The sequence below is a fragment of the Sediminispirochaeta smaragdinae DSM 11293 genome (assembly GCF_000143985.1).
GTDB lineage: Bacteria > Spirochaetota > Spirochaetia > DSM-16054 > Sediminispirochaetaceae > Sediminispirochaeta > Sediminispirochaeta smaragdinae.
Window position 1 is genome coordinate 2,615,506 of sequence record NC_014364.1, and the last position, 24,372, is coordinate 2,639,877.

The following is a 24,372-nucleotide window of genomic DNA, read 5'->3' on the forward strand; positions in this document are numbered from 1 at the left end:
GCTTAGGGCGGCTATTGGGTAGCTAGTATCCCACCGTGGCGGCAGGACGGTAACGCAAGGCCGCCACGGTTATATCGTCTTCGATGCGGACCTCCTTGGAACGATCGGCAGAGAGGCGATCGAACACCGCATCGGCAATACCGCGCTGCTCCCTTCCAAGGGGAAGTATGAGCTTGCAGATTGCTTCATTGCCTATCCGCTTTTCTGTCTGCGGTCGTTCAATTAGCCCGTCGGTAAAAAGAATCAGAAGATCTTCAGGCAACAGTTCCATACTAACCTGGTCGAATTCCATATCCCGTTTGAAGCCTAATGCGGCTCCCTCGGACTGAAAGGTGGTGCACTGGCCTCCGCGAAGCAGAAAAAGAGGAAGATGGCCGGCATTTGCAAGGGTGAGAAGATGCTTGTCGCTTTCAATCAGAAATATTTTAAAGGTGACAAAGAAATCGTGTACCCGCTCAAGGGCCATACACAGCCGCCGGTTAAGTTCTTCAAGAAGTTCTTTCGGAACAGTTATTCGCTTTTCGAAAACAAGCTCCGTTACAATAACCTTGATCATTGCAGTGATAAAAGCAGGTCGAATTCCATGCCCGGAAACATCTCCGAAGAAAAAGAGGAGTTGATCGGAACCTATTTTGACGGCGTCGTAATAGTCACCGCCGCAGGTATATGCCCCGTTCGGCTCATACCGTAGTTCTATCATGAGGTTCGGATCGCTTAGCTTCGGCGAAAGCATAATATTTCGTTGGAATTCTCCCGCATATTCAAGTTGCCTTCGCAGCCGCTCCTGCAGCTCTCTGTTCTCACGCCTCATACGAAAAACCCGACGAGCCTTGATGATTTCGGCAAGAAGCATTCCCGCCGTCCAGGGCTTAAAAAGCAGGGCCTGGATATCGGCAGTGATAGCCTTCTGAATTTCGGGTATATCGGAATAAGCGGTCAGCATGATCAGAATAATCGCGGGATAGCGCTCATGAACCTTGAGCAGAAGATCGCTTCCAGACAGGTTAGGAGCCGGCATACGAAGATCGGCGATCAGGAGAAAAACCTCCTGGCTGCTTTCTTCAAGAAACTCAAGGGCCGCCTTTGTCGTATCATAGGTTACGACATGCAGCGGTTCGTCCAGGGGTACAATTTCCAGCTCCCACTTGAGTGACCGCAAAACCTGCGGTTCGTCATCGACTATAAGAATCGTTTTTGGCAATGTTTCTTCCATTCCCCCCTCCTTGGACCTTTACGTGCCTATCAAACTATAGTAAATTATATGGTATATATATACCAACATGCAATGGCTTATACCCAAATTCAGAACAACAGCATGGGGGAATACTCTTGGAATACACACTTTTTGTGGTTTTAGCGCCCTTTACCCTTGGGATTCTGCTTGTAACCGGCTTCTTAATACGCCAAAACGGAAAGGGCCCGGAAGCAAAAGTTCTCTTGACCTATTTCCTTTTTGTGTCGGCCTACCTTTTGAATAACCTGATAGAGTTGCTTCTTCCAACTCCCGCTGCAACGTTTACCGCTGTAAAAGCCGAACACCTCTTTTTTTCTTTTCTCCCAGTAATATGGTTTCATTTCGCCCTGCTTTATACAGGAACGTCGCGAAAACTTTCCCTCAGGATTGTATTAATACTTGCGCTTTTTTCCGTAGCGACAAACATTCTCATTCAGACAAACCATCTTCACCATCTTGTATGGCGAAGGTTCAACTATTTTCCGATAAGAGGCTATCTGACCATGCGTGCAGACTACGGCCCGTGGATGTGGCTGTACGGGATATTCATGTATGCCCTATATATTATTGGCAGCTTCGTTATTCTTAAATCTGCCCTTGGCGGAAATAAGATGTATCGGCACCAGGCACTTGTTATCGTTACAGGAGCGTTGATTCCCCTTATCTTTAACCTTTTCTACGTATTTCATCTTTTGCCCTTTCTCAGAAAGGATTTTACCCCGATCAGCTTCTCCATCACCGCATTGTCAGGCTACATCGGTATTACCAAATTCCGTCTTTTCAAAATTATCCCCGTGGCTCGAGAAAAAATCATTCAGGGGCTTGATACCGGCGTCCTCCTTTTCGACGCCGGGAGCTCTCTTATCGACTATAATAAAAAGGCAGCCTCACTCTTTCATCTGGATTCGAATACCATCGGACAACACTTTACAGAACAAAAGGACCTTAGCCCCCTGACCCCGCTCCTCACCGGGGAGGCGGACACAATACCCATCACGATCGAAGGAGATAAGGAGAAAGCGACTTTCAGTGCCAGGCTTAGTCGTACGGAGAGTAATGACAGCTCCGTAATGACCGTCACCCTTGTCGATATTACAAAAGAGACCAAGCTTCTTCATGAAAAGGAAGCCTTGGCAAACCAGTTGATAGAAAAAAACCAGGAGCTTGAAAATGCTCAGGACACCATCATCCAACAGGAAAAGCTCGCCGTCATTGGTCAACTCACTGCCGGGATTGCTCATGAGATCAATAATCCACTCAGCTTTGCCAAGAATAACTACCATATTTTTCGCCACTATTTTCAGAAATTACTATCATCGTTTCCCCAAAAAACACGGGAGTCCGAAGCTCTGATCGAGCAACTCAACCTTATTCTCAGCGATTCTGAAGAAGGCACGAATCGTGCCATAGCAATTGTTCATGATCTTCTTAAATTCTCACGCCCGGTAAAGGGAGAACAGCGGCAGCTTCTTAATATAAATAAAGCCGTCGAGACATGTCTGATTATGGTTGGCAGCGAATTACGCTATGTTAGCGAGGTTGTGGAAGCATATGATCAAAACCTTCCGGGGGTCGAATGCAGGGAAAGCGAGATAGATCAAGTCATCATCAATATCCTGACAAATGCATTACATGCAATAAGAAAAAAATCGCAGCTAAGCATGGCTGATTACAAACCCTGCATGAAAATAGAAACCTGGTCGGACAGCACATCGGTCTTTTGCGCAGTAAGTGATAATGGGGAAGAGATACGAAGCCAGGACCTTCCACATCTTTTCGAACCCTTTTTTACCACAAAAAAACGGGGAGAAGGAACAGGCCTCGGACTCTCAATCGCAAGGGAGATTATCGAAGGACGTTATTCAGGTTCGATCTGGGTCGATATCACCACCTCGGAAGAAGAGTGTAAAAGCAAACGTTTTATTTTCTCCCTCCCGATCAAAAACAGAAACCGCAAAATTTCCCGGGATATACATGGAAACAGCAATAACTTTGGGAGAACGACGATCATCTGAATCCGACAGGGTCCACCTTCATCAACTGTTCATACAGCACCTTATTGCTTTGAGCCGGATGACTCTCCACGCCGAGAAAACGTGACAGATCCTCATTTCCCGCGGTCCGGGAAGGGATCTGATCAAAAAAGCGATTTTTGCCATCGGAAGGAAGATTGGGAAAGTGGATAGGTCCGAAGAAAAGTGAATTTGCAACGGAAATCGATCCCGATCCGTCGGGCGACGTTCTGACAACCATCGCAACAGGGCCGCCGCTCGTTTCTGAAGGAAGCGTAAAAGAACTTGTATCAATTGAAATATCATTTCTTCCCCGTGTATCGAGGGCTATAGTATCCCCTGCAGTTGGGGCATAGAAGATAAAATCCTCAAGATGTACCTGAGATTCGGAACTTTGAATACCATAGAAGAATCCTCCGGTGGCTTCCCCGCAGGTAAAAACGGTGTGGCTGGCCTTCAACGTTCCATTTTTCTGCCTGAGCTGAACGCTTCCTTCCCGTCCCCGGGACTGCAGCAATGAACGTTCCAAAACGAGATCACAGGAATCGGCATCTATGAGAATCGGCAATCTACCATTCCTGCCTGAGATAAGTGAAGAATTGAGAAGATAGAGCGAACCGCCATAGAGACGACAAGCAGAGGCACGATCATCCCGATCTCCTGTATAGAGCTCACTATCAATGATGGTAAGATCGCTTTTCTCCGCACCTACAGAGGTAAGTCGGGTACTTTCCCCCGGGCGGATACTGCTGTCGTCTATGGTTACGCGGGAATTAGTACTTTTGATCAGTGTTGCATCAACACTTTGCGCAGAACCGGTCAACCGGCTGGCGACCAGGGCCAATTCCCCGTGCTCCACGGAGATAAGCGAGGCATCAGATAGGGGGCCAAAGTGTAACTCACTGTGGTCGAAAAAAAGCGAAGCGTTTTTCACCAAAAGCGTTGCATCAGCGGGTCCAGAGGCTTGATACAGCTTGACCTTCTCCATGCGAACAAGCCCCCCCATCTGTTTCAGAATGGCTCCCTGTGCCGCAAGGGTATCAATCGAAAGGTTACGTAAGGTGAGATTACCTCCGTTGACCGCAAACATCGAGGCAGAGTCAAAGGGGGTATTGGTGCTAATGACGGTAAGAGCCTCACCCTGAATAGTCAATGTTCCCCGATCCAGACGGATCGTAGAATCGATGGGAAAGCGCCCCGCCGAAAGAAGGATCGTCGTCATTCCGTTGGAGGCCGCATCCCGAACGGCTTTAATGAGGGAGCGGTATGGAGCGGCCCGGCTTCCGTCACCTCCGTCATCTCCGCCCTGAGAAACATAAAGAACCGCCTTGTCGATGGAAAAAGCGACTCGTTCCTTTGTGCTCATATTTCCCGCTTCATCCACGGCATAAGCCTCAAGCACGAAATCGGAGCAGACCCCCTGATCGGAAGCTACCGTTATGGGATCATCGTAGCTTTGAAACTCCCCCTCTTCACCGTCGCCGACCCTCATCAGGCGATAACGAAGCTCTGCAACCTCCTCTCCAGCAGAACGGATCTCCACCTTTCTATCGTCACGATAGTATTCATCCTCTCCCACACCCGAGATAATAGGTGGCACAGGCGGATTTCTATCGATCCCAAATTGATACTGCTCGCTATGCACCAGTTGCTCTTTACCGCCAAGATCAAGAAAGAGAGCAACGCGAAGCGATACAAGAAAGGATTGGCCCGCTTCAGCCTGAAGTGTGATTGGTTCGGTCAGCCGATCGGACCTTGAGGAGACAAGGGGTGCTTCACCGCCGACACCAAGCTCATACCGAATAATTCCATCGAAATCGGGCCGTATGGTAACAGCCTCTCCGGACCAAAAGCGATGAGGAATACCACGTACCAACGATTCTACCTTTGGAAGAACGACCTCCTCGGTCCCGACAAACTGGGGCACATTCCGAGCATCGCCATGGGCATCTTCACTTGCCACCGGACGGCCGTCGATAAAAAGTGTTTTTCCCAAAACCTGAAGCATAATCTCATCCGAACGATTTCCCGCCTCATCGACACTCGCTAAACGTAAGGGTTCCGGGAAAGTGGAAACCGAGCTTTGGTAGGGAAGAAAAAAGCTACCATCGGTCGAATCGTTTGAGGGGACAAGCAACTCTCCATCCCCGATATCCGCCGTAATGGCCCATCCGTCACGCACCTCGGTATAGGAGATTTTAGGGACCTCGGGAGGCAGCGAATCACAGACTATATGATCAAGAAGAGAACCGATCGTATAGTTGCCGTATGCATCGATGCTCATCCCCTCTAAGCGATATGCCCCGTCCCCTGGAAAATCAAGCATGATGGTGCCGTCCGACAAGGCAACGGAACCACGGTGGATCATCGTTTCATAATCGACAGGAGTCTTACTTTCGAAACCATCCAGCATGTACCAAACCTGCGAATCGTTTTCGATTCCCGTAAGTTTGATTTGTGTCGGTCCGCGAACATAGAGAATTTCGGGTAAAACTTCAGGGGAAGGAAGCGGAGGAGGCCTTCGATCTATTCGAAAATAGTAGTTGGTGGTTGATCCATCCACTTGTGTAATAGAAGAAAAAGGGGTCACTTCAAGTCGATAAAGGATATCCGCACCATCCTCTCCGTCGACAATAAGGGGAGCCTGGTAGGCGGCTTCCTGAACCACGGCTTCCTCACCCAGTTCCCCGAGCAGAAGCAGTCGATACCGACAGGAAACGGCCTCATCGGTTTCGATGGTAATAATACATCGATCTGATGATGTTTGACCTTCGGGAATTCCCTTCAGATCATAGGAAAATACTTTTCTGCTATCCACGAAGATGGGAGAAATATCGGCAACAGGGCCGATATTTCCGGCGGCATCAACCGAACGAGCCTTGAACGAAAACCTGTTCAATTGCCCTTCCTTTATCGGAAGCTGTACAGCCCCTTCGTACCGAAGCCATACTGGCTTTTCATCCTGCGATTGACCGTCCGTAAGTTGATATTCGATGGTTTCATCGTCGCCGCTGCTTGTGCAAACCACGGTCGAATCCCGGAGCTCAAGCTCGACACGTCCGGGAGGAATCGAATCGTAGGAAAGTTCCACAGGCTCGGCTGCAAAGCTGATGTTTCCGGCGGCATCCATCGCCGCAAACCGGAGAGATGCCTGTTCATGTGAACCCTTTGGCAAACTCAGCACCATATGAGACTCCCCTCTGGGAGAATCCACCCCCGGATAAGGGGCAGCCCCGTCAAAGGCAATCTCATACAGAATGGTTACCGCTTCCTGATCGGAAACGGAAATGTCGAAGGCATAAGAGCCTTCGGACTCTTCGGAAACCGAGACGATGGGTTTGTCCGGGGGAAGGGCATCAAAGGGAAGCAAGAGCCGCCTTTCCTCACTCGGAATGCCATTCTTTCCGTAGGCTACGGCCCGCAATTCTATAGATCCCTGCTGCGCCCAATCATTCGAGTCGATGGTAAAAGAGCCGCGGTATGGAAGGGCAAAGCGATCGGGGGTCGCCCCGTTAAGGGTATAATAGATTGATTCATCCTGAGAAGAGGTAAGTGTTACCGTCAGATTACCCGAAAATGGAAGCCCTTTATCAAGCTCGATGCCAGGAGCACCGGGCCTCCGATAATCCATGATATAGAGATAGCGATATTCACTTTCATAGCCGGGCAGGGGATCCTCAAGCTCTTCTCCATCTATCGTAAACCGCAGCGGATACACGCTTCGGGCACCAGGTGTTCCCTTTAAAGAAATCGCCCCTCCGTTTTGTTGGTTGATTTCTCCGGCATTACTCAGAGCATATACCTCTATTTGCTCCGGGAGCTCAATGGAAAGGGCCTTTGAGTAGAGTCCGCTGGGAGGAAGCTGGAAGCTACCGGTGGGATATTGGGCAAAGGTGACTTCGCTACGCAGCGGCGTCGTCGATCCCAAGGGAAGTGCCGCGACCTTCAATTTCACAAGCCCTCTACTTCGAATAAGAAGCGGTTTCGTATACGGGGCCCCCCTGAGGACAGGATCCTCGTCGTCGATGGTATAGCGTACCCACTCAAAACCATCGGTATCGACATAAAAAAGCTGTGCATTGCGAAAGACGCCGGGAACGGGGTTTATAATTGAAAGGCTTTCCGCACCCTTACGGGGCTTTTGGACATAGGAGGCTGCAAGGATGCCGGTATTACCGGCCTGATCCACGGCATAGGCCTCGACGGCAACAAGCGTTTCATCGGAAAATGGAATTTTCTCCTTTTTCCCCGACCAGCGCTGAAATGGCACATGCTCCGTATGATCCGTTGATACGACCCTGAAAAAGAGAGAGTCCTCGGGATCATGACCGGAGAGAGAGAAAAACGTGTTTTCCTCAATGGCAATGATCGGAGAGAGCGGAATTTTTTTATCTATAAGGTAACGATACTGGGTACCATCCTTCAGCTCGATGGTATACTGCCTCTCCTCTCCCTGCAAAGCGGTAAGTCTGACGGGATTTGAAAAGGATTCCCACTCTCCGGCATTCCCATGATGGGTACCGATATCGATACGGTAGGCGACCTGCCCCTCCCCCCCTGCGAGAGAAAAGAATATATCACGATTATAGGCGCCGGGTTCAGGCGAAGGGATGTAAGGGTTTGCCGTTGCAAAAGCGCTTAGGCCCCAAAAGAGTACAAGGACAAACATAGTACGAGGAGAAAACCGAAACATTGGGTTATTTCTCCATGCCGAGAATCTTTCGTAAGATTTCCCCTACTTCGGGATCATCCTTGGTATAGTTGGTTTCGACCTCCTCCGGCGTAAGCCCCACAAGCTCATGGCTGCTGTAATGAATCCAAACATCATCGTCTGGAGAAGGAATCGTTATTTTTCGGCAGTAGAAATCGGGAATAATGGGAGGGGTTTCCGAAAGATAGGTCAGTTCTTTGTAATCATGAACGGCAACCTTCAAATCCTCCCGGGGTATACCGTGCTGAAGGATCACATCGGCAAGATAGTTTACGGTATTTCCCGAATCGAAAATATCATCCACAATCAGGATCTTATCCCCGTTTCTCAGGTATTCCGGTTTATAGGTCCAACCGTCGATCATGACCTTCGTCTGCTCTTTGATATCAGAATAACTGCGGGCCACGACGGCGGCATAGAAAACCGGCCTGCTGTCTTTCCGAACCAGCTTAAAGTACTCGCTAATGATGTTGCCGAGATAGGCCCCTCCGCGAAGAGAAAGATACACGACATCGGGTATAAACCCCGCCTCATGGATACGGTGGGCAAGTTTGATGGCATTGTTTCTGACAACGGTATAGGGGATAAACTCTTTACGCATTCGTGGTGTCCTTCCTCTCTGTATTGGGAAGCCGGTCACTGCCGCCGAAAAGCATCTCGGCGGCAGGACCTATCTTCACCACTATTATCGTACTATACCAGCGAAAAATTCACTACCCTCTCTTTTATAATAAATTTTGTACTCTTTCACATTTTTGTCATTCATTGCATCGTAGAAGTCACCAACATTATTTATTTGCGTATCATTGATCCGATAAATCAGGTCATAGTTGCGAATACCGGCAACATAGGGCTTTGTACCCTTTTCAACACCGACGACAACTACCCCATTCTCTTTTGCATTAATCTTCAATTCGTTTCTGACATCCTCGTCCAGTCCGATTACGGTCAAACCGGGCCATAGCTTGCTCATATTTCCTGCAATAGCCTCGCTATTTTCCCGTTTGCCGATCTTTACCTTCAGGGTAATCTTTTTACCGTCCCGGATGATGTCGAAGTCAACAGAACTTCCCGCAGTCAGCTCGCCAACCATCCGTACGAGGTCATCACGACTTCTCACAGATCTGTTGTCAATGGCAGTGACAAAATCACCAGGTTCAATCCCCCCCTTGGCCGCGGGAGAATCAATGTAAACGTTCTGTATGAACGCCCCTTTCTGATTGTCGATCCCCATGGATTCTTCCATTCCGGGATAAAGTTCGCTGACAGTAACCCCAAGCCAGCCGTACTCGATCTCTCCCTTATCGATGAAATCGTCGATAGCTTTTTTGGCATTATTGATGGGAATTGCAAAGCCGAGACCAACACTACCCCCGCTAGGTGCGGCAATCCAGGTATTAATACCGACAACCTGCCCATAGATATTCATAAGGGCGCCACCGGAATTCCCCTGATTGATGGCAGCATCGGTCTGGATAAAATCACTGATGTTGTTCTGAGGGCCGGAGCGACCTTTTGCGCTTACAATACCGGCGGTAACACTTGAGACAAAACCGAAGGGGCTACCTACGGCAATGACCCAATCACCAACCTGAAGCTCATCGGAATCCCCTATTTCGGCTACAGGAATATCCTCTTTCGCATCAAAGGAAACCATTGCAAGGTCCATCCGCTCGTCGGCACCGACAAGCTTTGCAGGATATTCCCTACCATCGTTTAGAACCACCTTGATTTCGTCGGCTTTTCCCGCCACATGGTTGTTGGTTAAAACGTAGTGGGTGTTTCCGTTATTTCTCACAATGACCCCGGAACCAAGCCCCTGATTGCGATACTCCCGTTCCTGAGGTTGCTGCTGCCCCTGGTTATTGTTCTGCTGGTCCGGAAAAAGGAAATCCCAAGGCCACCCTCTTGACTGCGGCACAGCCTGTTTGACAACCTCGACAACCTTTACCTCGACCACCACAGGCAGCGATTTTCGGGCCACAGCTCTGAAAGAGTTCTGCATCTCCTCCATGGACGGCGGCACCTGAATTGGATCTGCCTGCTTTTCCTGGGCATATGCTGTCTCACCGCTCGATAACCTTGTCGAACAACCGAACGTTATCATTGAAACGACAAAACCGGCGACCAACCCAACAAGCAAAAGATTAAAAACAAAGAAATTTTTTGATCTGAATAATTTTTTTCCATTCATAGTGGGTATCCCTCCTATAAATCAAGATCCTCGAATGAGGTTAAAATTTCAGAGCCCCCCTCGACAATGGCAACAGTGTGTTCCCAATGAGCAGACAAAGAGCCATCGGCGGTTTCTACTGTCCAATCGTTATCAAGGAGTACAACATCACCGGTCCCGATGTTAATCATCGGCTCAATGGCAATCACCATTCCCGGTCTTAATCTGGGATTTGGCATTCTACGAATGTAATTGGGGATCTGCGGTTCTTCATGGGGAGAGAAGCCGACACCATGCCCACAATAATCTTTTACAACGCCATATGAAAACTTTTTGGCATGATTCCAGACAGCACCGCCGACATCATTCAATCGCTTCCCATCGACAGCCTGTTCGAGTGCAAGCTCAAGACATTTTCTGGTTTCCTTAACGAGGCGTAAGGCATCGGGAGCCACCTTTCCGACAGGAACGGTTCGGGCCATGTCGCTAAAAAAACCATTAAGGTTGACCCCAAGGTCAAGGCTAACGATGTCTCCCTCTCTAATAACGCGCTTTCCCGGTATTCCGTGGATTACCTCGTTATTCACAGAGACGCAGAGAGTGGCCGGATATCCCATATAGTTTAAGAAGGCAGGAACTCCGCCATGCTTCTCAATATAGGATTGCGCAATTTTATCCAGCTCACCGGTAGTGATACCAGGCTGCACATGACGCTCAACTTCCTTATGAGCCTCCGCACAAATCCTACAAGATTCTCTAACTCTCTTTATCTCTTCAGCTGTTTTTAATTGTATCATAGAGAAAAAATACTATCATGGTGAAGAATCATCAAGTAAAGAATAAAAAGAACGAGCCGAAGCATTTTCCGGATCGATATCCAGGGCATAGCGGATATAGCGTTCGGCATTCTCGCGGTTACCACCTGTCCGTTCGATTTCCGCCATCTGCGTGTAGATAAGGGCCCTACGACGATTTTCCGATTCGGGAACAGAGCTCTCCGCCTTGCGAAACCACTGCATTGCCTCGCTCAACCTCTCGGATGCACGAGCCAGGACCCCAGCGTTGTAAGCCGCCTCCCAAAGGGTATTGTCGAGTTCCCAGCCGGTTTTGAAGGACTTTTCCGCATCCATCAATGATCCGGACAACAAGAGGCCGAGACCGATGGAAAAACGGGGCCATCCTTCCTGTGGCCAGCGTTCCGACGCATACGCCCCAAGAGAGCCGATATCACCGGCAGAGCGTAGACCATAAAAGAACCAAATTCCGTGCTTGACCCGTTGCTCTGCAACCTCTTTCGGAGAAGACTCTATTACTTGCTGTAGCGAAGCGCGATAGCGCCCCGGTTTTGCGTTTCCGGAACTTTGTTCAAGGAAAAGATCTGCTATAGCCGAATTCCCGCCTGCATCAAGATAAAGCTTAAGGTACCGCTTTGCTTCATCCATATAGGAACGGTCGAGACAGTACGCTGCAGAAGCAAGTAGATAATGTTCATTCCGGCCAAAGAGAAAAGCCCCTCTATCGAGCCAAAATACCGGTTCGTTCTGTTTCAACGTTTTTTCTTCAAGGATTTGCAGATTATAATAGGGAGTCCAGGAAGCCGAAGGAAACTGACGGACAATTGCCTTGAAGGTCTCTGCCGCCTGGATAGGATTACCGGTTTTCATGAGAATATCTGCATAAAGAAAAAGCTTCTCCTGGGCGGTAAAAGCGGAACTTGCCTCCAATATTTGTCGGGCACGATCGTATTCACCATGTTCAAAAAAAAGGAGAAACAAAAGCTCATCGTTTCGATTATAGCTATCCGAGCCGAAACCAGCCCTCAGCTCTTTACCGAGCTCCAAAGCCCCATCGAAATCATTATTACGGAGGCGGATAAGAAGCGCATCGGCCATTATTCTGCGACTATCAAGCTGCCTGGCCAACTGTTCCAGTTCATCGGCATGATAATCCGCATAGCCTGTGCCCTTCTCCTCCTGTACATGAAACAATGCCTCACTGTATACAGCATGGGTAAAATCTTCATGAAAGGGTGTGTAGCCCTTCAGCAGGAGCACGGCATCACCCCAACGATTCCGTCGAAGCAGTGTATAGGCATAAAGGGCCGCAAAATCCTCACGACCGTCGAAGAGCCGGTGTCCCTTTACGGCAGCAGCCTCCAGAAAAGAAAAATCGCCGTTGTCCCGGGCAATAGTGGAGGCTCGCTTGGAGAGCTGAAGCAACAGCGACGCAGAATCAGCATCATGAAGAAGTGTCGTCACACGTTCTCCAGCCTGCTGATAATTAGCAAGCAGTAGTAAACGGTCGATTTCCTTTAGCAAAGAAAGATTTTTTTCGAGATCGCCAGATTCTGCCTTAACCGATCGCTGTTTCAGCACATAGTAACCAAGAAACACAGTAGCCGCGGAAAGGATGAGAATCAGCAAGACCAAAGCCCGATTTCCCAACCGCGGTAATCTCACGAAGGCTCCCTCTCCTTACGAATGGAATCGAGCACACCGTTGATAAAACGATATGAGTCATCACCACCAAAATCTTTAGCAAGATCCACTGCCTCGTCTATTGCAACGCTGGCAGGAACATCCTGCTGAAAAAGAAGTTCATAGGTACTTAGGCGGAGTATTGCAAGATCCACCTTTGAAAGTCGGGAAAAATCCCAATGCTCGAGCCTGTTTTGTATGCGATGATCAATAGTATCGCAATTTTCAATCGTCCCCTGAACAAGAAGCCGTGCAAAAAGCCAGGTTTCGGTATCAAGTTTCGCCTTACGTTCTTCTTCCAACCAATCAAACTGCAAAAGTTCGGCAAGGAGAGGCTTGTGAAACTCCCAGCTATATATTGCCTGAAATGCCAGAATACGAGCTTTACGTCGTGATCCCATTGATTATCTCAGTATACAACAATTTCCGCTTCGGCTTTCAAATCTTCAACAACCGCATCAAGCGCCTTCTTAAGTACCGCCTGCTGCTTTTCCTGGAAAAGCCCCGCACGGATATATTCACGTACAGTCATTTTATTATCGGGAGCAATCTGATCGTCCAAAGAAAGTATCCGGGCCTCCCGATGTTCGGTAACCTTGAGGATGTGAAGGCCGACATTCGATTCGATGACGCCGGAATAATCTCCCGTCTGAAGAGAAAAAAGCTTCCTGAAAAAATCGGCCCCATAGGTCTTTTCCACGCGCTGATCGGCCCGCGCAATATAACCGACATCCCCGCCACGGTATTTTGAAGATTCATCTTCCGAATACTGCAAAACCAGATCATCGAATTTGGCAGAGCCGTTCCTAAGTTTCGTCCAGGCACTCTCCAAACGCTCTCTGGCGGCCTGTTTCTCCTGGTCATTCATGCTGATGGTCGGAATAAAAATCTGTTTCAGACGGACATACTCGGGGTTGGTAATGGAAGTGGCATGGGCATCGTAATGATCCTGAATTTCTTTTTCGGTAGGAGGTTGGATAGCCTCAAACATATCACGCTTTTCCGTCGCAATATAGCGCTGCTGCATGATCTGTTCCCGAATACTTCCTTTATACTGCTCCCAGCTAAATCCCGTCTGAGATCTAACCACTTCTTGATACTGCCTGTCGGTAAGAGGTCGCCCCACCTGCTGCTCGATAGAAGCCTTCTGCTTTGCAACCACCTGTTGAATTTGCTCCTGCGGGATGGAAATACCAGACCGCTCGGCAGCCTGTTTAATCAAAACCTCGGCAATCATGGCGTCGAGAACCTCTGTTCTATCCACCCCGTCGGCAGACAAACCGGCTTTTTTTCGCGCCGCAGCAACCTGAGCGATACGCTGGTCAAGCTGCACCGACGAAATGCCCTCCGTCTTCGTCAAGGTCACAGTGGCAACGGTCTGTCCAACCAGGTCCGCGGAAACAGGGAAAACCACACCGCAGAGAAAGAAGAGTACCAAAACGACACCAAGTAGGTTACCTTTCCCAGTCGCACTATTGCTCAACATGTAGTTTTGCTCCTATCCTTTCCGCCTCTTCCGTGCTTCCGATGATATTTGAGACCTTCAGATACATTCCTTCTCGTTCCATCGTCTTCATAAGCGTCTGCAGTGTTTTCAAATTTCGTAATCCCGACTTGATCGTAAATGCAAAACAACGTTTTCCAGAAACCATTCCGCCGTTCTGCAAAAAACCGGTCACATTATCCGCTATTTTTCCACCAAAGAAACCGGTAGAGGGTGCTCCAACCGCAATATAATGAAACATCGAAAGCTTTTTTTCTGTTTCGGTATCGCCGTTAATGATCTGGACGGTATGACCGCCCTGACTTTCCAAACCCTTTGCAAGACTCTTACTTATTTCCAACATCTTCGCGTGACGGGCTGCACCAAAAAAAAGAACACAAATATTCATCAATAGCTCCCAAAAAGGACAGGCCGATTCCTCAAGAAACAAGGAATCGGCCTTCTTGCTTTACTGGGCGTTGTTACTGGTTCCGGCTTGATTAGGTTCCTGCGTCTCAACCTGCTGATTCCACCACTCTTCCTGTTGAACACCAGCCTCCTGCCTGGCGGCCTTGATAACATTACCGCCTTCGGGAGTATGATTGACCCACGCCAAGCCAAAAGAACAAAGAATAAACACCGTTCCCAGAATAGAGGTGGTTTTCGTCAGCACGTTTCCGCTCCTGGAACCAAAGGCACTACTCGAGCCGCCAAAGATCCCTCCGAGCCCTTCCCCCTGATCGTCCTGAATCATGACAATCACAATAAGAAGAAGTGCGCTGATAACAAAAACGACCAGTAGAAGAATACCGATAAAACCCATTCTCATTTCTCCAAACGTATTAGCTGTCGTACTTCATGATCGGTACGAAGGTCTCTGCTTTCAGGGCCGCCCCACCGACGAGAGCCCCGTCGATGTTTTTCATGGCCATAAGCTCTTTCACATTTCCCGGCTTCACGGACCCACCGTACTGGATAACCATGGCCTCGGCAGCCTTGTCGCCATACATCTCTTTGATCACCTTCCGGATAAAAGCATGAACGGCATCTGCATCCTCTGGGGTTGCGGTCTTGCCGGTACCGATGGCCCAAACCGGTTCATAGGCAATGGTAACCTTATCGAGAAATCCCTCGGGGATTCCCTTGAGACCACCTTCGACCTGGGTGCGTACGACCTGCTCAACCTCGCCGGCTTCCCGCTGCTCCAGGGTCTCACCGACACAAAGGATGACTTCAAGATCGTTGTCGAGGGCAAGCTTGACCTTTTCGTTGATAAAAGCATCCTTCTCACCATAGATCAGACGGCGTTCGGAATGGCCCAGGATAACGACCTGAACACCGACATCCTTCAACATGTGAACGGAAACCTCCCCTGTGTGTGCTCCTGATTCCGCATTCGACATATTCTGAGCACCTAGCAGTAAAGGGGTACCCTTTACCACCTCGCCAACAGCAGAAAGAGCGGTAAAAGGAGGAGCAATCAGATAGCGGCTGTTTCCGTCTGCCGCAGGCACCAGTTCCTTAGCCAAGGCAACGGCCTCGGAGACCGTCTTATGCATTTTCCAGTTTCCCGCAATGAAAGTTTTTCGCATTATTTGCTTCCCTCCAGCGCTGCAATACCGGGAAGCACCTTTCCCTCGAGGAATTCAAGGCTTGCGCCTCCTCCGGTGGAAACGTGATCAATTCTGTCCGCAAAACCGAATTTATTAACGGCCGCAACGGAATCGCCGCCGCCTACCACGGTAGTACCTTTACAGGAGGCAACCATTTCGGCAACCTCAACGGTTCCCTTAGCATACGCTTCGAATTCGAATACGCCCATGGGGCCGTTCCATACAATGGACCGTGCACCTGCAAGAGCGTTCTTTATTTCAGCAAGGGTCTGAACCCCAATATCCATGCCGATGAGATCTTCGGGGATATTCGCCCCGTCGACGGCAATCGGTGTTTCCTTCTCAGAAAAAGCCTTTGCACATACATGATCTAGGGGAAGAATAACCTTTGTCCCTTTCTGCTCCGCTTTTTTCAGAAGGTCTGTGGCGGTCTTAAGAAATTCCTCTTCGAAAAGCGACTTTCCTATGCTCTTACCGGTGGCCTTGAGAAAGGTATAGCACATTCCGCCCCCGATAACGAGGGTGTCACATTTATCGATGAGATTTTCCAAAACACCAATCTTTGTCGAAACCTTTGCACCACCGATAATCGCTACAAACGGATGTTCGGGATTCTTAAGCAGGGGTTCGAAAAAAGCGACCTCTTTTTCGATCAGAAAGCCGGCAGCGGAAGGTAGAAACTTCGTAACCCCTTCCGTACTGGCATGGGCCCTGTGCGCTGTTCCAAAAGCGTCGTTGACATATACATCGCCCAAGGAAGCAAGCTTTTTCGCAAAATCGGGATCATTCTTTGTCTCTCCCGCATAGTAGCGAACATTTTCCAAAAGTAGTATCTCACCAGCCTTAAGCGAAGCGGCCCGGGAGGTCACAGCATCCCCAATACAATCTGCTGCCATTTCAACAGGCCTTCCGAGAAGCTCCGACAAACGCTTTGCCACCGGGGCAAGGGAAAATTCAGGTTTTTTCTCGCCTTTTGGCCTTCCCAGGTGACTCATGATGACCAAAGAACTGCCTTCCTGCTCCAGAATATATTTCAAGGTAGGAAGAGCAGCTTTTATACGTGTATCATCGGTAATAACGCCCTCTTTCAGGGGGACATTGAAGTCCACCCTGATGAGAACGCGTTTACCGCGAAGATCAAGATCTTTTACGGTACGTATCGACATAGTAGTTAAACCCTACACCAGTTTCGTCGCCAGATCAACAACTCTGTTACTGTAACCCCATTCATTATCGTACCAAGAAAGAATCTTATAGAAACCCTTTCCGATTTTCATGGTGCTGGTGGCATCAAAAATCGAAGAATGGGCATTGCCAACGATATCCATAGAGACAATGGGGTCTTCGGTATACTCAAGGACACCCTTCATAGGACCTTCGGCAGCCTTCTTCATGGCAGCGTTGAGCTCTTCGACCGAGGGATCTTTTTCAAGGCGAACGGTAAGGTCGACAATGGAACCGGTGGGGGTGGGAACCCTCATGGCGATACCATTGAGCTTTCCATTCAACTCAGGAATAACGATCCCGACAGCCTTTGCCGCACCGGTGGAAGTGGGAATGATGGAAAGAGCCGCAGCACGGGCCCGGCGGAGGTCACTGTGGGGAGCATCATGCAAACGCTGATCCGAGGTGTAGGAGTGAACGGTGGTCATCAATCCTTCGACGATGCCGAAGCTATCATTCAAGACCTTGGCAACAGGGGCAAGACAGTTGGTGGTACAAGACGCGTTGGAAACGGCAAGATCCTTGTCCGTAAGCTTGTCTTCATTGACACCGAGAACGATAGTCTTATCAACCTCATCCTTTGCGGGAACGGTGAGAATCACCCGCTTTGCTCCGGCAGTGATATGATCTTTGTACCCACCCTTCGGGCCGCTTGCAGTCCGAAAAATACCGGTGGACTCGATGGCAACATCCACACCAAGTTCTTTCCAGGGGAGATTCTTGGGTTCACGCTCGGCAAGAACCTTGATGGCTCTGCCACCAACGGTAATGGTATTGTCGCTTGCGGAAATTTCATACTTGGAAACACCGTAGATAGAATCGTACTTGAGCAAGTGTGCCAAGGTCTTCGCATTTGTAATGTCGTTAATTGCTACGATTTCAATCTCGCTTCTCTCGAAGGCGGCACGAAAAACGCTCCGACCGATCCTTCCAAATCCATTAATCGCTATTTTCATTTTATCCTCCTGAATTGGAATAAACGCAATTGTGTTTAAACTATACGGAAAAGGATTTTACGTGTCAATCAATCACCGTATCCCAGACACCGATTTATACACATCGGTATGGGACAACGGCTGTGAAGAAGACTGAACACTATCTTTTGGGGGCGGAGAAGAGTCGGCATCGGGCTTTTTGACCACCCAATCACCAGGATTAATAAGGTCATAGAACCGATTCGAGGCCACGTCCCCTTCAGAAACCATCTCATCCCTTGACGTAACGGTGAAGGTTCCCACCGCATCTGAGGCTTCGAAACGAAGGCCGAGCCCCTCTTTCCGCACAGCAAGTTTATCCTTCGGCAAGATCATGAAGGCCTCATCATTCTCCACCCCATCAATGGTTCCCAGATCCATAAGGCCCGACGCGAAGGAATAGCGCAGCATTTTACCAAGAGCAGGCAAGTCGGTATCGAGGCGGTCGACCCAAATGCCGATAGCATCGGTCACCCGTTCATTCCCTGTGCGGTAGATCCTCTGACGCTCTATTAGAGCCCCGGTGGAGCCACCGTACAATTCGGAATCAAGGGTAAAACTTCTTTCGTCCTCAGAAAGAACGATGAGCGCAAAATAATGAGCGGAAAGAGCCCGAGCTCGGCCATAGGCTTCTGCAAAAGAACCTACTTCAGCCGCCTCGGGAACCGAAAGCTTTTCATACCCGTTCATCACATGGGCGACATAAGAAGCCAATTCATTCTTACTCAGCGAGTGGAGCATTGAGCCTCTCTCACCGCTAATATATACCGGAATTTGATAACGGAACCTATCAAGTGAAAACTGATCAATATTCCAGCGCTCGGAAACAGATTGGTTAAGCTCATGGCGATAGACCTCAAGGGTATCGCTAGTTGAAGTATCGAGCTTTCCCTGGCGTTCAAGCACTTCAAGAATTGAGAGCTGCTTTGCCGGAAAACCTTTTAGCAACCATAGATCCGCATACATCCGGCGAGCGGAGAAAGAGTCGGGATCAAGTTTGAGAGCCCTGCGGACCTCCCGCATCGCGCTATCTGTGCGATTTCGACCTCGATACCGATCGGCAAGGGTAAGATGATACAAGACAGCCTCATCGATTCTTTTTGTATTCTCATCAAGACTTCGGTCGACTTCGGATGAAAGAATCTGCTCATAGACGATCCGGCTTATCTGATCCTCCGGACGAAGGCGGAGGACGGCGGAAAAGGAGTCAAGGGCTTCCGGGTAACGGCCAAGGGCCTTCTGTGCCGATCCTTTCAGGTAATAACCAAGATAATCATCAAGAAGAGATGCGGACGATCCCTTTGAATCGCCCGAGTTGAGTCGATTGAGAAGATCCTCATAGCGTCCCTGTCTGGAAAGAACAAGGGCATAGAAGAGAAGGGCATCGCGATTTTCCGGTTCTATACGAAGGGCCACATCACAATGATATTCGGCACGGGAAAGATCGTTTATCTCAAGATAGTGTCGTGCGGCAGTCAGATGCACGAAAAACGATTCGGGATAGAGTTCCACAGCCCGCAAAAGAACCTGTTCCGAATCGTTCCACTGTTCGAGAGCATCCGTCACCGGCACCGATGAAAGCAGAGCAATTCGATTGACAGGATCGATGTTCAGCGCCCTATCATACCATACCAATGCGCGACGCAGGCTTCCCCTGGCAATCTCCAGCTCCCCCATTGCACGGTAGGCGGAAACAAGGTTCGGCTGTTTTGAAAGCACAGTCGAAAGAAGCTCCTGGGCTTCAGTAAACCTTCCCAGATCCGTCAGTATTCGCCCGCGCAAAACATCCACATCACATGCTTCTTTGCCAAGCTTTGCAGCAGTATCGGCGTAGGCAAGGGCCTCCTCCGAGGAGCCCTCGTAAAAGGCGATCTCCGCCAAACGCAGATAGGGTTCACGATAATTGGGATTCTCTTGAAGAGATGCCTTATAGAGCTCCATTGCAAGCTCGCTCTTCCCGCTATTCCGGGCCGCCTCCCCCTGCGTGTAAAGTTCCACAGCCTTAGACTGTCCCCAAAGCACATTGATACAGATGAGGAAAAACAGGAGAGCAGGTACAAATCTGCAGACATTAGGCCGTAACAGCGGCATCCCTCTTTATCACCTTCACCGTTTTAATTTTGTGTCCTTCCATATCTTGAATGATAAAATCAAGATTATTATAGGTCACTTTTTCATAGCGGACAGGAATTTTTCCAAAAAGATCGAAGACAAAACCGCCCAAGGTATCAAAATCATCATCGGGCAGCTGAAGCTTTACCTGCTCGTTCAGGTCTTCAATATCAACCCGGGCATCACAGAGATAGACGCCCTCGCCTATTTCAAGTATATCTTCCTCTTCGTTGTCGAACTCATCCTGAATATCACCGACAATCTCCTCAATGATATCCTCCAGACAAACGATACCCGAAACGCCACCATATTCGTCAACGGCCACGGCGATGTGTACCTTTCGACGGCGGAATTCCTTAAGGAGAGAATCCAAGCGCTTGCTTTCCGGTACGAAATAAGGCTTTCTTGCAACCAAACCAATATCGATCGCCTCGTTTCTCATAAATGCTGGCAGAAGATCCTTTACATACAGAACACCGACGACATTATCGATGGTATCCTTATAGACCGGATAGCGAGAATAGCCGTAGTGAATCATAGCTTCCAGCAAATCCTGCTTGGAGGCCTCGTTACTGATAAACTCCACATCGATTCGAGGAACCATCACCTCTTTCACCGTTGTGTCGGAAAGGGTTACGACCCCCTTAATCATATCCTGTTCTTCGAAATTTAAATTACTGAAATCCTCTTCCTCGGAATTGTTGCTTCGACCGAACAACTTACCGAGGATACCAGTGCGTTTCAAAACAGCCTCACTCCTGAAAAAGTTTTCACGATCTCTTCCTGCAGCGTCAACATCGGTTCGCTGCCTTCGTTCGTTTCATGATCATAACCGGCGAGATGAAGGATCCCATGAATCAACAGCCGCTTCAGCTCCTCTTCGCGGGCTACAGAGAAGAGTTTCGAATGAAGATCAAGGGTATCAAGAGAAATTACAATATCGCCAGCGTATACCGATCCATCTTCGGATCCGGAAACAACGTTTTCTTCTTCCAGTTGACTGAATGATAGCACATCGGTAGGTGCATCGATGCCACGCCAGGTTCTGTTCAGATCCCTCATGGTATCATCGTTGCAAAAGAGAATGGAAAGTTCCCAGTTCAAAATGTCCAGAGAGCGCAGCACTGCCACACAAAAAGGTTCGATCGCGGGCAACCACGACGGCGGTTCAACATCTTTGGCGTCGACTTCAACTCTGTTCATGGGTTTTACGTTTTCCTTCCTCCGCTTTAGGGTATTCTATGCGAGAATGGAAGTGTCCGGCAAGTATCTGAACAAAACTCTGTTTGATCTTCTCCATATCCCGAAAGGTAAGATCACAATTTATCATCTGCCGGTTTATCACTTTATCCATAATCTTAGACCAAATAAACTTTTCGAGCTTCGCAACAGTCGGTTTTTTCAGGGTACGCGTGGCCGCCTCTATGGTATCGGCGAGCATAACAACCGCGGCCTCTCTGGAAACCGGCGGGGATCCATTATAGGAATATTCCTCCGGACTTATCTTCTGATTCTCCTCTTCATTTTTCAAGGCTTCGGTATAAAAGTATTCAATCAAACCGTTACCATGGTGCTGACCAACAATATCGACCACCTCGGGAGGAAGCTTTAACTCCTTCGCTTTCTCTATTCCAATCTTAACATGACTTTTGATAACCGCAACCGATAGGCTTGGCTTAAGCTCGTCGTGTTTATTGTTACCGGTCTGGTTTTCTATAAAATATTCAGGCTGTTCAATCTTTCCGATATCATGGTAGTAGGCTCCTACCCTTGCAAGCAGATGATTCACTCCGATCGCCCTGCAGGCAGATTCAGCCATATTGGCGACGCTGACGGAATGGCTGTAGGTACCGGGAGCAGCCATAATCATCCGCTTAAACAACGGAGTATTCATGTCGGAAAGTTCAATGAGCCTAAATACCGTAGGAGCATTCAGAAAATGTTCAATTACGGGAAGAATAGTCAAATTGAGAACCGTACAGGCCAGAGCATTAATAATAGCCAGACCTGCTGCCGAAGCAAACCAAGATACAGGCTTTTTCGAGAGCAAGCCGATTACCAGGACCATCAAAAGGTGGATACAAGAGATTAGCGCCCCACCCCGCACGAGATCGATCCTTCGCTCCGATTTTCGGATGACATGAATACCGGTTAAACCTGAAACGATTATAAAAATTAAATCCATCTTTCCAATCGGCACAAAGGGCACAATGGAAAAGGCGGAAAGAAAGATCAAAAGGAAAGCGGCCTTCTCACCGATCATGCTGGTTATAAGCATTGAAACAAGAGCGGAAGGGAGAAAAAAAGCCCGCAACATGGTCCAATCCTCTCCCGTAAGGAAGAAGGAAAGAGCCGCACTTGCAAAAAAGAAGAGCCATGTTATCAACATGAGCATAAGAAACTGGAATGTACGCCAGCGAGGCTGCAAATAAGGGGAAAGAAGAATGAAACCGAGAAAAAACATGAGGGCAAGGTACAGGAAGGTGGCAATGATCATGCCGTATTGAATACCAGTCTGGGCTTGACTTATTGCCTGAATCTTCTCCATATCGTTTTCGGTAACGATAAAACCCTTTCGAATAACTCGCTCCCCCTCTTCGATTTCTCCGGTTACCGGTGCGACACCGGCCGCTGCTTTAGCCTTTGCCTCTTCCGTTAGTACCGAATCAAACCTGACATTCGGAGTGATGAAATGAAGTGTTAATCTTTCGATGAGGTCAAGAGTCTTTTCATCTATTCCGGTCCCTGCTAAAGAGCTGCGAACGGCATCGGGAATCCGAGAGGGAATGATCAGATCACCGATACTAAGAACACTCTTTCCCTTCTCTCCATGCTCCCAGCGTTGCAGCATGATGGAATCCCCTGAAACCTGCGGCAGCGACTCGAAAACACCATGCTCCATAAAATCGGTAACAAGCTCCTCAATGAGCGGAAACAGGGAACTTGATTTTGTATTTCCCTGAAGGAGGAGTTCAAGCTCTCTTTGATCAAGTCTCACCGAGAATCGTGACTCAATTTCCGCCAAAAGAGAAGGAGAATTTCCCAGGGCTCTTTTTTCATTCAGATAATCAAAAAACTGTTCGAGACTATGTAGGCTTTCCAAGATGGCCTTTTCCTGGGCGGCATAGACGGGTAAGACCTGCGCTCGAGCCTCTTCGATCTTTCGTGTGGTTTCCGTCGACTTCACATACTCAACAGCTTTTGGAGCGACCAGATCACGATCGGCAATCTGTCCGGCGGAAAAGCGACTGTAATTTTCCCGGAAAAGGAAACCGCCCATTTGCGGAGAAAAAAGCGAAAGCACGGCGGCAATAAGAAACGCCACCGCCGTAGCGATCGGAGCGGCACGATGAGACAAATGGATACTATCTTGCTTCTTCACGTTCATATGCGTGTACGATTTTTCTTACCAGTCCGTTCCTCACCACATCGGCCGATTCAAAATGGCAAAATCGGATCTCGTCAATCGAAGATAGCACCTGCATAGCATGGATGAGTCCCGACTGCTGCTTTCCCGGGAGATCGATCTGGGTGATATCACCGGTGATGATGGCCTTCGAATTTTCTCCAATCCTGGTGAGGAACATTTTCATCTGCTCGCGTGTTGTATTCTGGGCTTCATCCAGAATGATGTAACTCTCCGAGAGGCTTCGGCCGCGCATGTACGCCAACGGAGCGATCTCGATGATCCGGCTCTCCTCAAGACGATTCAAAACTTGATAGGAGATAAGCCGATCCATGGCATCGTAAAGAGGGCGCAGATAGGGGCTTATTTTCTGTGCAAGATCTCCCGGAAGAAACCCAAGGCTCTCACCCGCTTCCACCACCGGTCTGGTCAGGATAAGTTTCTTCTTTTTACGTTCAAGAATCTCTTTTAAGGCGTGAGCAACCGCCAAAAAAGTCTTTCCCGTACCGGCCGGGCCTATTCCGAAAACAATATCGTTGGAGGACATGGCATCAATATAAGCTGCTTGGTGATAGTTTCGGGGAAAAACCTTTGGGCTACTTGGTATGGAAATATTAAGATCCGACAGCATATCGGTCTTCTCTTCGCCGTTTTGGGTAAGCGACGAAAAAATGGTCTTGACGACGTTCGGCGTAACGACCTGCCCCGCCTTTCTGTGCGCTTTCATTCTCCCGATTAGATTGCTGAACAACTCCTTCGTTTCGGTATCGGCACTATCAAGAATTACTTCGTTGCCCTTTGCGACAACCCTTGCACCAAGCAGATGCTCAAGCCCTCGCAAATTTTCGTCCTGAGGACCACAAATATCCCGCAAGAAACGGTTGTCGTCCAAGACTATGGTAAATGAATCGCTCAATAAACGCTCCTTTTTGTAGTGTAGCCAAGAGAGTATG

Annotated in this window: 19 protein-coding genes; 1 reads left to right on the plus strand and 18 read right to left on the minus strand. The window is 48.8% G+C overall.

The features are described 5' to 3' along the window. Positions 1-22 precede the first annotated feature (22 nt). A complete protein-coding gene (locus SPIRS_RS12285) occupies positions 23-1,213 on the minus strand; it encodes a PP2C family protein-serine/threonine phosphatase (RefSeq protein ID WP_013255009.1) in 1,191 nt (396 codons plus the stop codon). Between the two features lie 116 nt (positions 1,214-1,329). Here SPIRS_RS12285 and SPIRS_RS12290 point away from each other — a divergent pair, with 116 nt between their 5' ends. Beyond that, on the plus strand, positions 1,330-3,249 hold the full coding sequence (locus SPIRS_RS12290; RefSeq protein WP_013255010.1) for a histidine kinase N-terminal 7TM domain-containing protein: 1,920 nt from the start codon (positions 1,330-1,332) through the stop codon (positions 3,247-3,249). Here the strand turns inward: SPIRS_RS12290 and SPIRS_RS12295 are convergent. The 17 genes from SPIRS_RS12295 to SPIRS_RS12375 form a co-directional block, all read right to left on the minus strand. After that, complete coding sequence (locus tag SPIRS_RS12295; RefSeq protein ID WP_013255011.1) at positions 3,242-7,939, minus strand: FN3 associated domain-containing protein; 4,698 nt, start codon at positions 7,937-7,939, stop codon at positions 3,242-3,244. The genes SPIRS_RS12290 and SPIRS_RS12295 overlap by 8 nt on opposite strands. Before the next feature lie 4 nt (positions 7,940-7,943). Beyond that, positions 7,944-8,558, minus strand: a complete 615-nt coding sequence (locus SPIRS_RS12300) for a phosphoribosyltransferase (protein WP_013255012.1) — start codon at positions 8,556-8,558, stop codon at positions 7,944-7,946. An 84-nt stretch (positions 8,559-8,642) separates the two neighbouring features. After that, positions 8,643-10,151 carry a Do family serine endopeptidase gene (locus SPIRS_RS12305; protein WP_013255013.1) on the minus strand — a complete coding sequence of 503 codons (1,509 nt, stop codon included), beginning with the start codon at positions 10,149-10,151 and terminating at the stop codon, positions 8,643-8,645. Between the two features lie 14 nt (positions 10,152-10,165). After that, entirely contained in the window at positions 10,166-10,927 is a 762-nt protein-coding gene (gene map, locus SPIRS_RS12310) for a type I methionyl aminopeptidase (protein WP_013255014.1), read from the minus strand. Between the two features lie 15 nt (positions 10,928-10,942). Continuing rightward, complete coding sequence (locus SPIRS_RS12315) at positions 10,943-12,589, minus strand: tetratricopeptide repeat protein (RefSeq protein WP_013255015.1); 1,647 nt, start codon at positions 12,587-12,589, stop codon at positions 10,943-10,945. Next, positions 12,586-13,008 (minus strand): transcription antitermination factor NusB, encoded by a 423-nt coding sequence (gene nusB, locus SPIRS_RS12320; protein WP_013255016.1) that lies wholly within the window; start codon positions 13,006-13,008, stop codon positions 12,586-12,588. The genes SPIRS_RS12315 and nusB overlap by 4 nt, the downstream gene beginning before the upstream one ends. Positions 13,009-13,016: 8 nt before the next feature. Further along, a complete protein-coding gene (locus SPIRS_RS12325; RefSeq protein WP_013255017.1) occupies positions 13,017-14,093 on the minus strand; it encodes a peptidylprolyl isomerase in 1,077 nt (358 codons plus the stop codon). Beyond that, positions 14,080-14,499: a hypothetical protein gene (locus tag SPIRS_RS12330; protein WP_013255018.1), complete on the minus strand. Its 420-nt coding sequence runs from the start codon at positions 14,497-14,499 to the stop codon at positions 14,080-14,082. Before SPIRS_RS12330 ends, SPIRS_RS12325 begins: the two co-directional genes overlap by 14 nt. A gap of 60 nt (positions 14,500-14,559) precedes the next feature. Continuing rightward, a complete protein-coding gene (gene secG / locus SPIRS_RS12335; RefSeq protein ID WP_013255019.1) occupies positions 14,560-14,913 on the minus strand; it encodes a preprotein translocase subunit SecG in 354 nt (117 codons plus the stop codon). A 19-nt stretch (positions 14,914-14,932) separates the two neighbouring features. Next, on the minus strand, positions 14,933-15,682 hold the full coding sequence (gene tpiA, locus SPIRS_RS12340) for a triose-phosphate isomerase (RefSeq protein ID WP_013255020.1): 750 nt from the start codon (positions 15,680-15,682) through the stop codon (positions 14,933-14,935). Continuing rightward, positions 15,682-16,869, minus strand: coding sequence for a phosphoglycerate kinase (locus tag SPIRS_RS12345; protein ID WP_013255021.1), 1,188 nt, complete (start codon positions 16,867-16,869; stop codon positions 15,682-15,684). The genes tpiA and SPIRS_RS12345 overlap by 1 nt, the downstream gene beginning before the upstream one ends. 12 nt (positions 16,870-16,881) lie before the next feature. After that, positions 16,882-17,883, minus strand: coding sequence for a type I glyceraldehyde-3-phosphate dehydrogenase (gene gap, locus SPIRS_RS12350; protein WP_013255022.1), 1,002 nt, complete (start codon positions 17,881-17,883; stop codon positions 16,882-16,884). Between the two features lie 72 nt (positions 17,884-17,955). Continuing rightward, complete coding sequence (locus SPIRS_RS12355; protein ID WP_013255023.1) at positions 17,956-19,992, minus strand: tetratricopeptide repeat protein; 2,037 nt, start codon at positions 19,990-19,992, stop codon at positions 17,956-17,958. Further along, positions 19,973-20,758 (minus strand): hemolysin family protein, encoded by a 786-nt coding sequence (locus SPIRS_RS12360; RefSeq protein ID WP_013255024.1) that lies wholly within the window; start codon positions 20,756-20,758, stop codon positions 19,973-19,975. Before SPIRS_RS12360 ends, SPIRS_RS12355 begins: the two co-directional genes overlap by 20 nt. Then, entirely contained in the window at positions 20,755-21,216 is a 462-nt protein-coding gene (gene ybeY, locus SPIRS_RS12365) for an rRNA maturation RNase YbeY (protein ID WP_013255025.1), read from the minus strand. Before ybeY ends, SPIRS_RS12360 begins: the two co-directional genes overlap by 4 nt. Continuing rightward, positions 21,203-23,401: an HD family phosphohydrolase gene (locus SPIRS_RS12370; protein ID WP_013255026.1), complete on the minus strand. Its 2,199-nt coding sequence runs from the start codon at positions 23,399-23,401 to the stop codon at positions 21,203-21,205. Before SPIRS_RS12370 ends, ybeY begins: the two co-directional genes overlap by 14 nt. Continuing rightward, the gene (locus SPIRS_RS12375; protein ID WP_013255027.1) at positions 23,379-24,335 is read right to left on the minus strand and encodes a PhoH family protein; all 957 of its coding nucleotides are present in this window, start codon (positions 24,333-24,335) and stop codon (positions 23,379-23,381) included. Before SPIRS_RS12375 ends, SPIRS_RS12370 begins: the two co-directional genes overlap by 23 nt. Positions 24,336-24,372 lie beyond the last annotated feature (37 nt).

What these genes read in the sequence shown, in the direction of transcription:
- SPIRS_RS12285 (WP_013255009.1), bottom strand. Translation starts at nt 1,213, where the DNA reads ATGGAAGAAACATTGCCAAAAACGATTCTTATAGTCGATGACGAACCG.
- SPIRS_RS12345 (WP_013255021.1), bottom strand. Translation starts at nt 16,869, where the DNA reads ATGTCGATACGTACCGTAAAAGATCTTGATCTTCGCGGTAAACGCGTT.
- SPIRS_RS12325 (WP_013255017.1), bottom strand. Translation starts at nt 14,093, where the DNA reads ATGTTGAGCAATAGTGCGACTGGGAAAGGTAACCTACTTGGTGTCGTT.
- SPIRS_RS12370 (WP_013255026.1), bottom strand. Translation starts at nt 23,401, where the DNA reads ATGAACGTGAAGAAGCAAGATAGTATCCATTTGTCTCATCGTGCCGCT.
- ybeY (WP_013255025.1), bottom strand. Translation starts at nt 21,216, where the DNA reads ATGAACAGAGTTGAAGTCGACGCCAAAGATGTTGAACCGCCGTCGTGG.
- SPIRS_RS12355 (WP_013255023.1), bottom strand. Translation starts at nt 19,992, where the DNA reads ATGCCGCTGTTACGGCCTAATGTCTGCAGATTTGTACCTGCTCTCCTG.
- map (WP_013255014.1), bottom strand. Translation starts at nt 10,927, where the DNA reads ATGATACAATTAAAAACAGCTGAAGAGATAAAGAGAGTTAGAGAATCT.
- nusB (WP_013255016.1), bottom strand. Translation starts at nt 13,008, where the DNA reads ATGGGATCACGACGTAAAGCTCGTATTCTGGCATTTCAGGCAATATAT.
- SPIRS_RS12295 (WP_013255011.1), bottom strand. Translation starts at nt 7,939, where the DNA reads ATGTTTCGGTTTTCTCCTCGTACTATGTTTGTCCTTGTACTCTTTTGG.
- SPIRS_RS12305 (WP_013255013.1), bottom strand. Translation starts at nt 10,151, where the DNA reads ATGAATGGAAAAAAATTATTCAGATCAAAAAATTTCTTTGTTTTTAAT.
- gap (WP_013255022.1), bottom strand. Translation starts at nt 17,883, where the DNA reads ATGAAAATAGCGATTAATGGATTTGGAAGGATCGGTCGGAGCGTTTTT.
- tpiA (WP_013255020.1), bottom strand. Translation starts at nt 15,682, where the DNA reads ATGCGAAAAACTTTCATTGCGGGAAACTGGAAAATGCATAAGACGGTC.
- secG (WP_013255019.1), bottom strand. Translation starts at nt 14,913, where the DNA reads ATGGGTTTTATCGGTATTCTTCTACTGGTCGTTTTTGTTATCAGCGCA.
- SPIRS_RS12300 (WP_013255012.1), bottom strand. Translation starts at nt 8,558, where the DNA reads ATGCGTAAAGAGTTTATCCCCTATACCGTTGTCAGAAACAATGCCATC.
- SPIRS_RS12330 (WP_013255018.1), bottom strand. Translation starts at nt 14,499, where the DNA reads ATGAATATTTGTGTTCTTTTTTTTGGTGCAGCCCGTCACGCGAAGATG.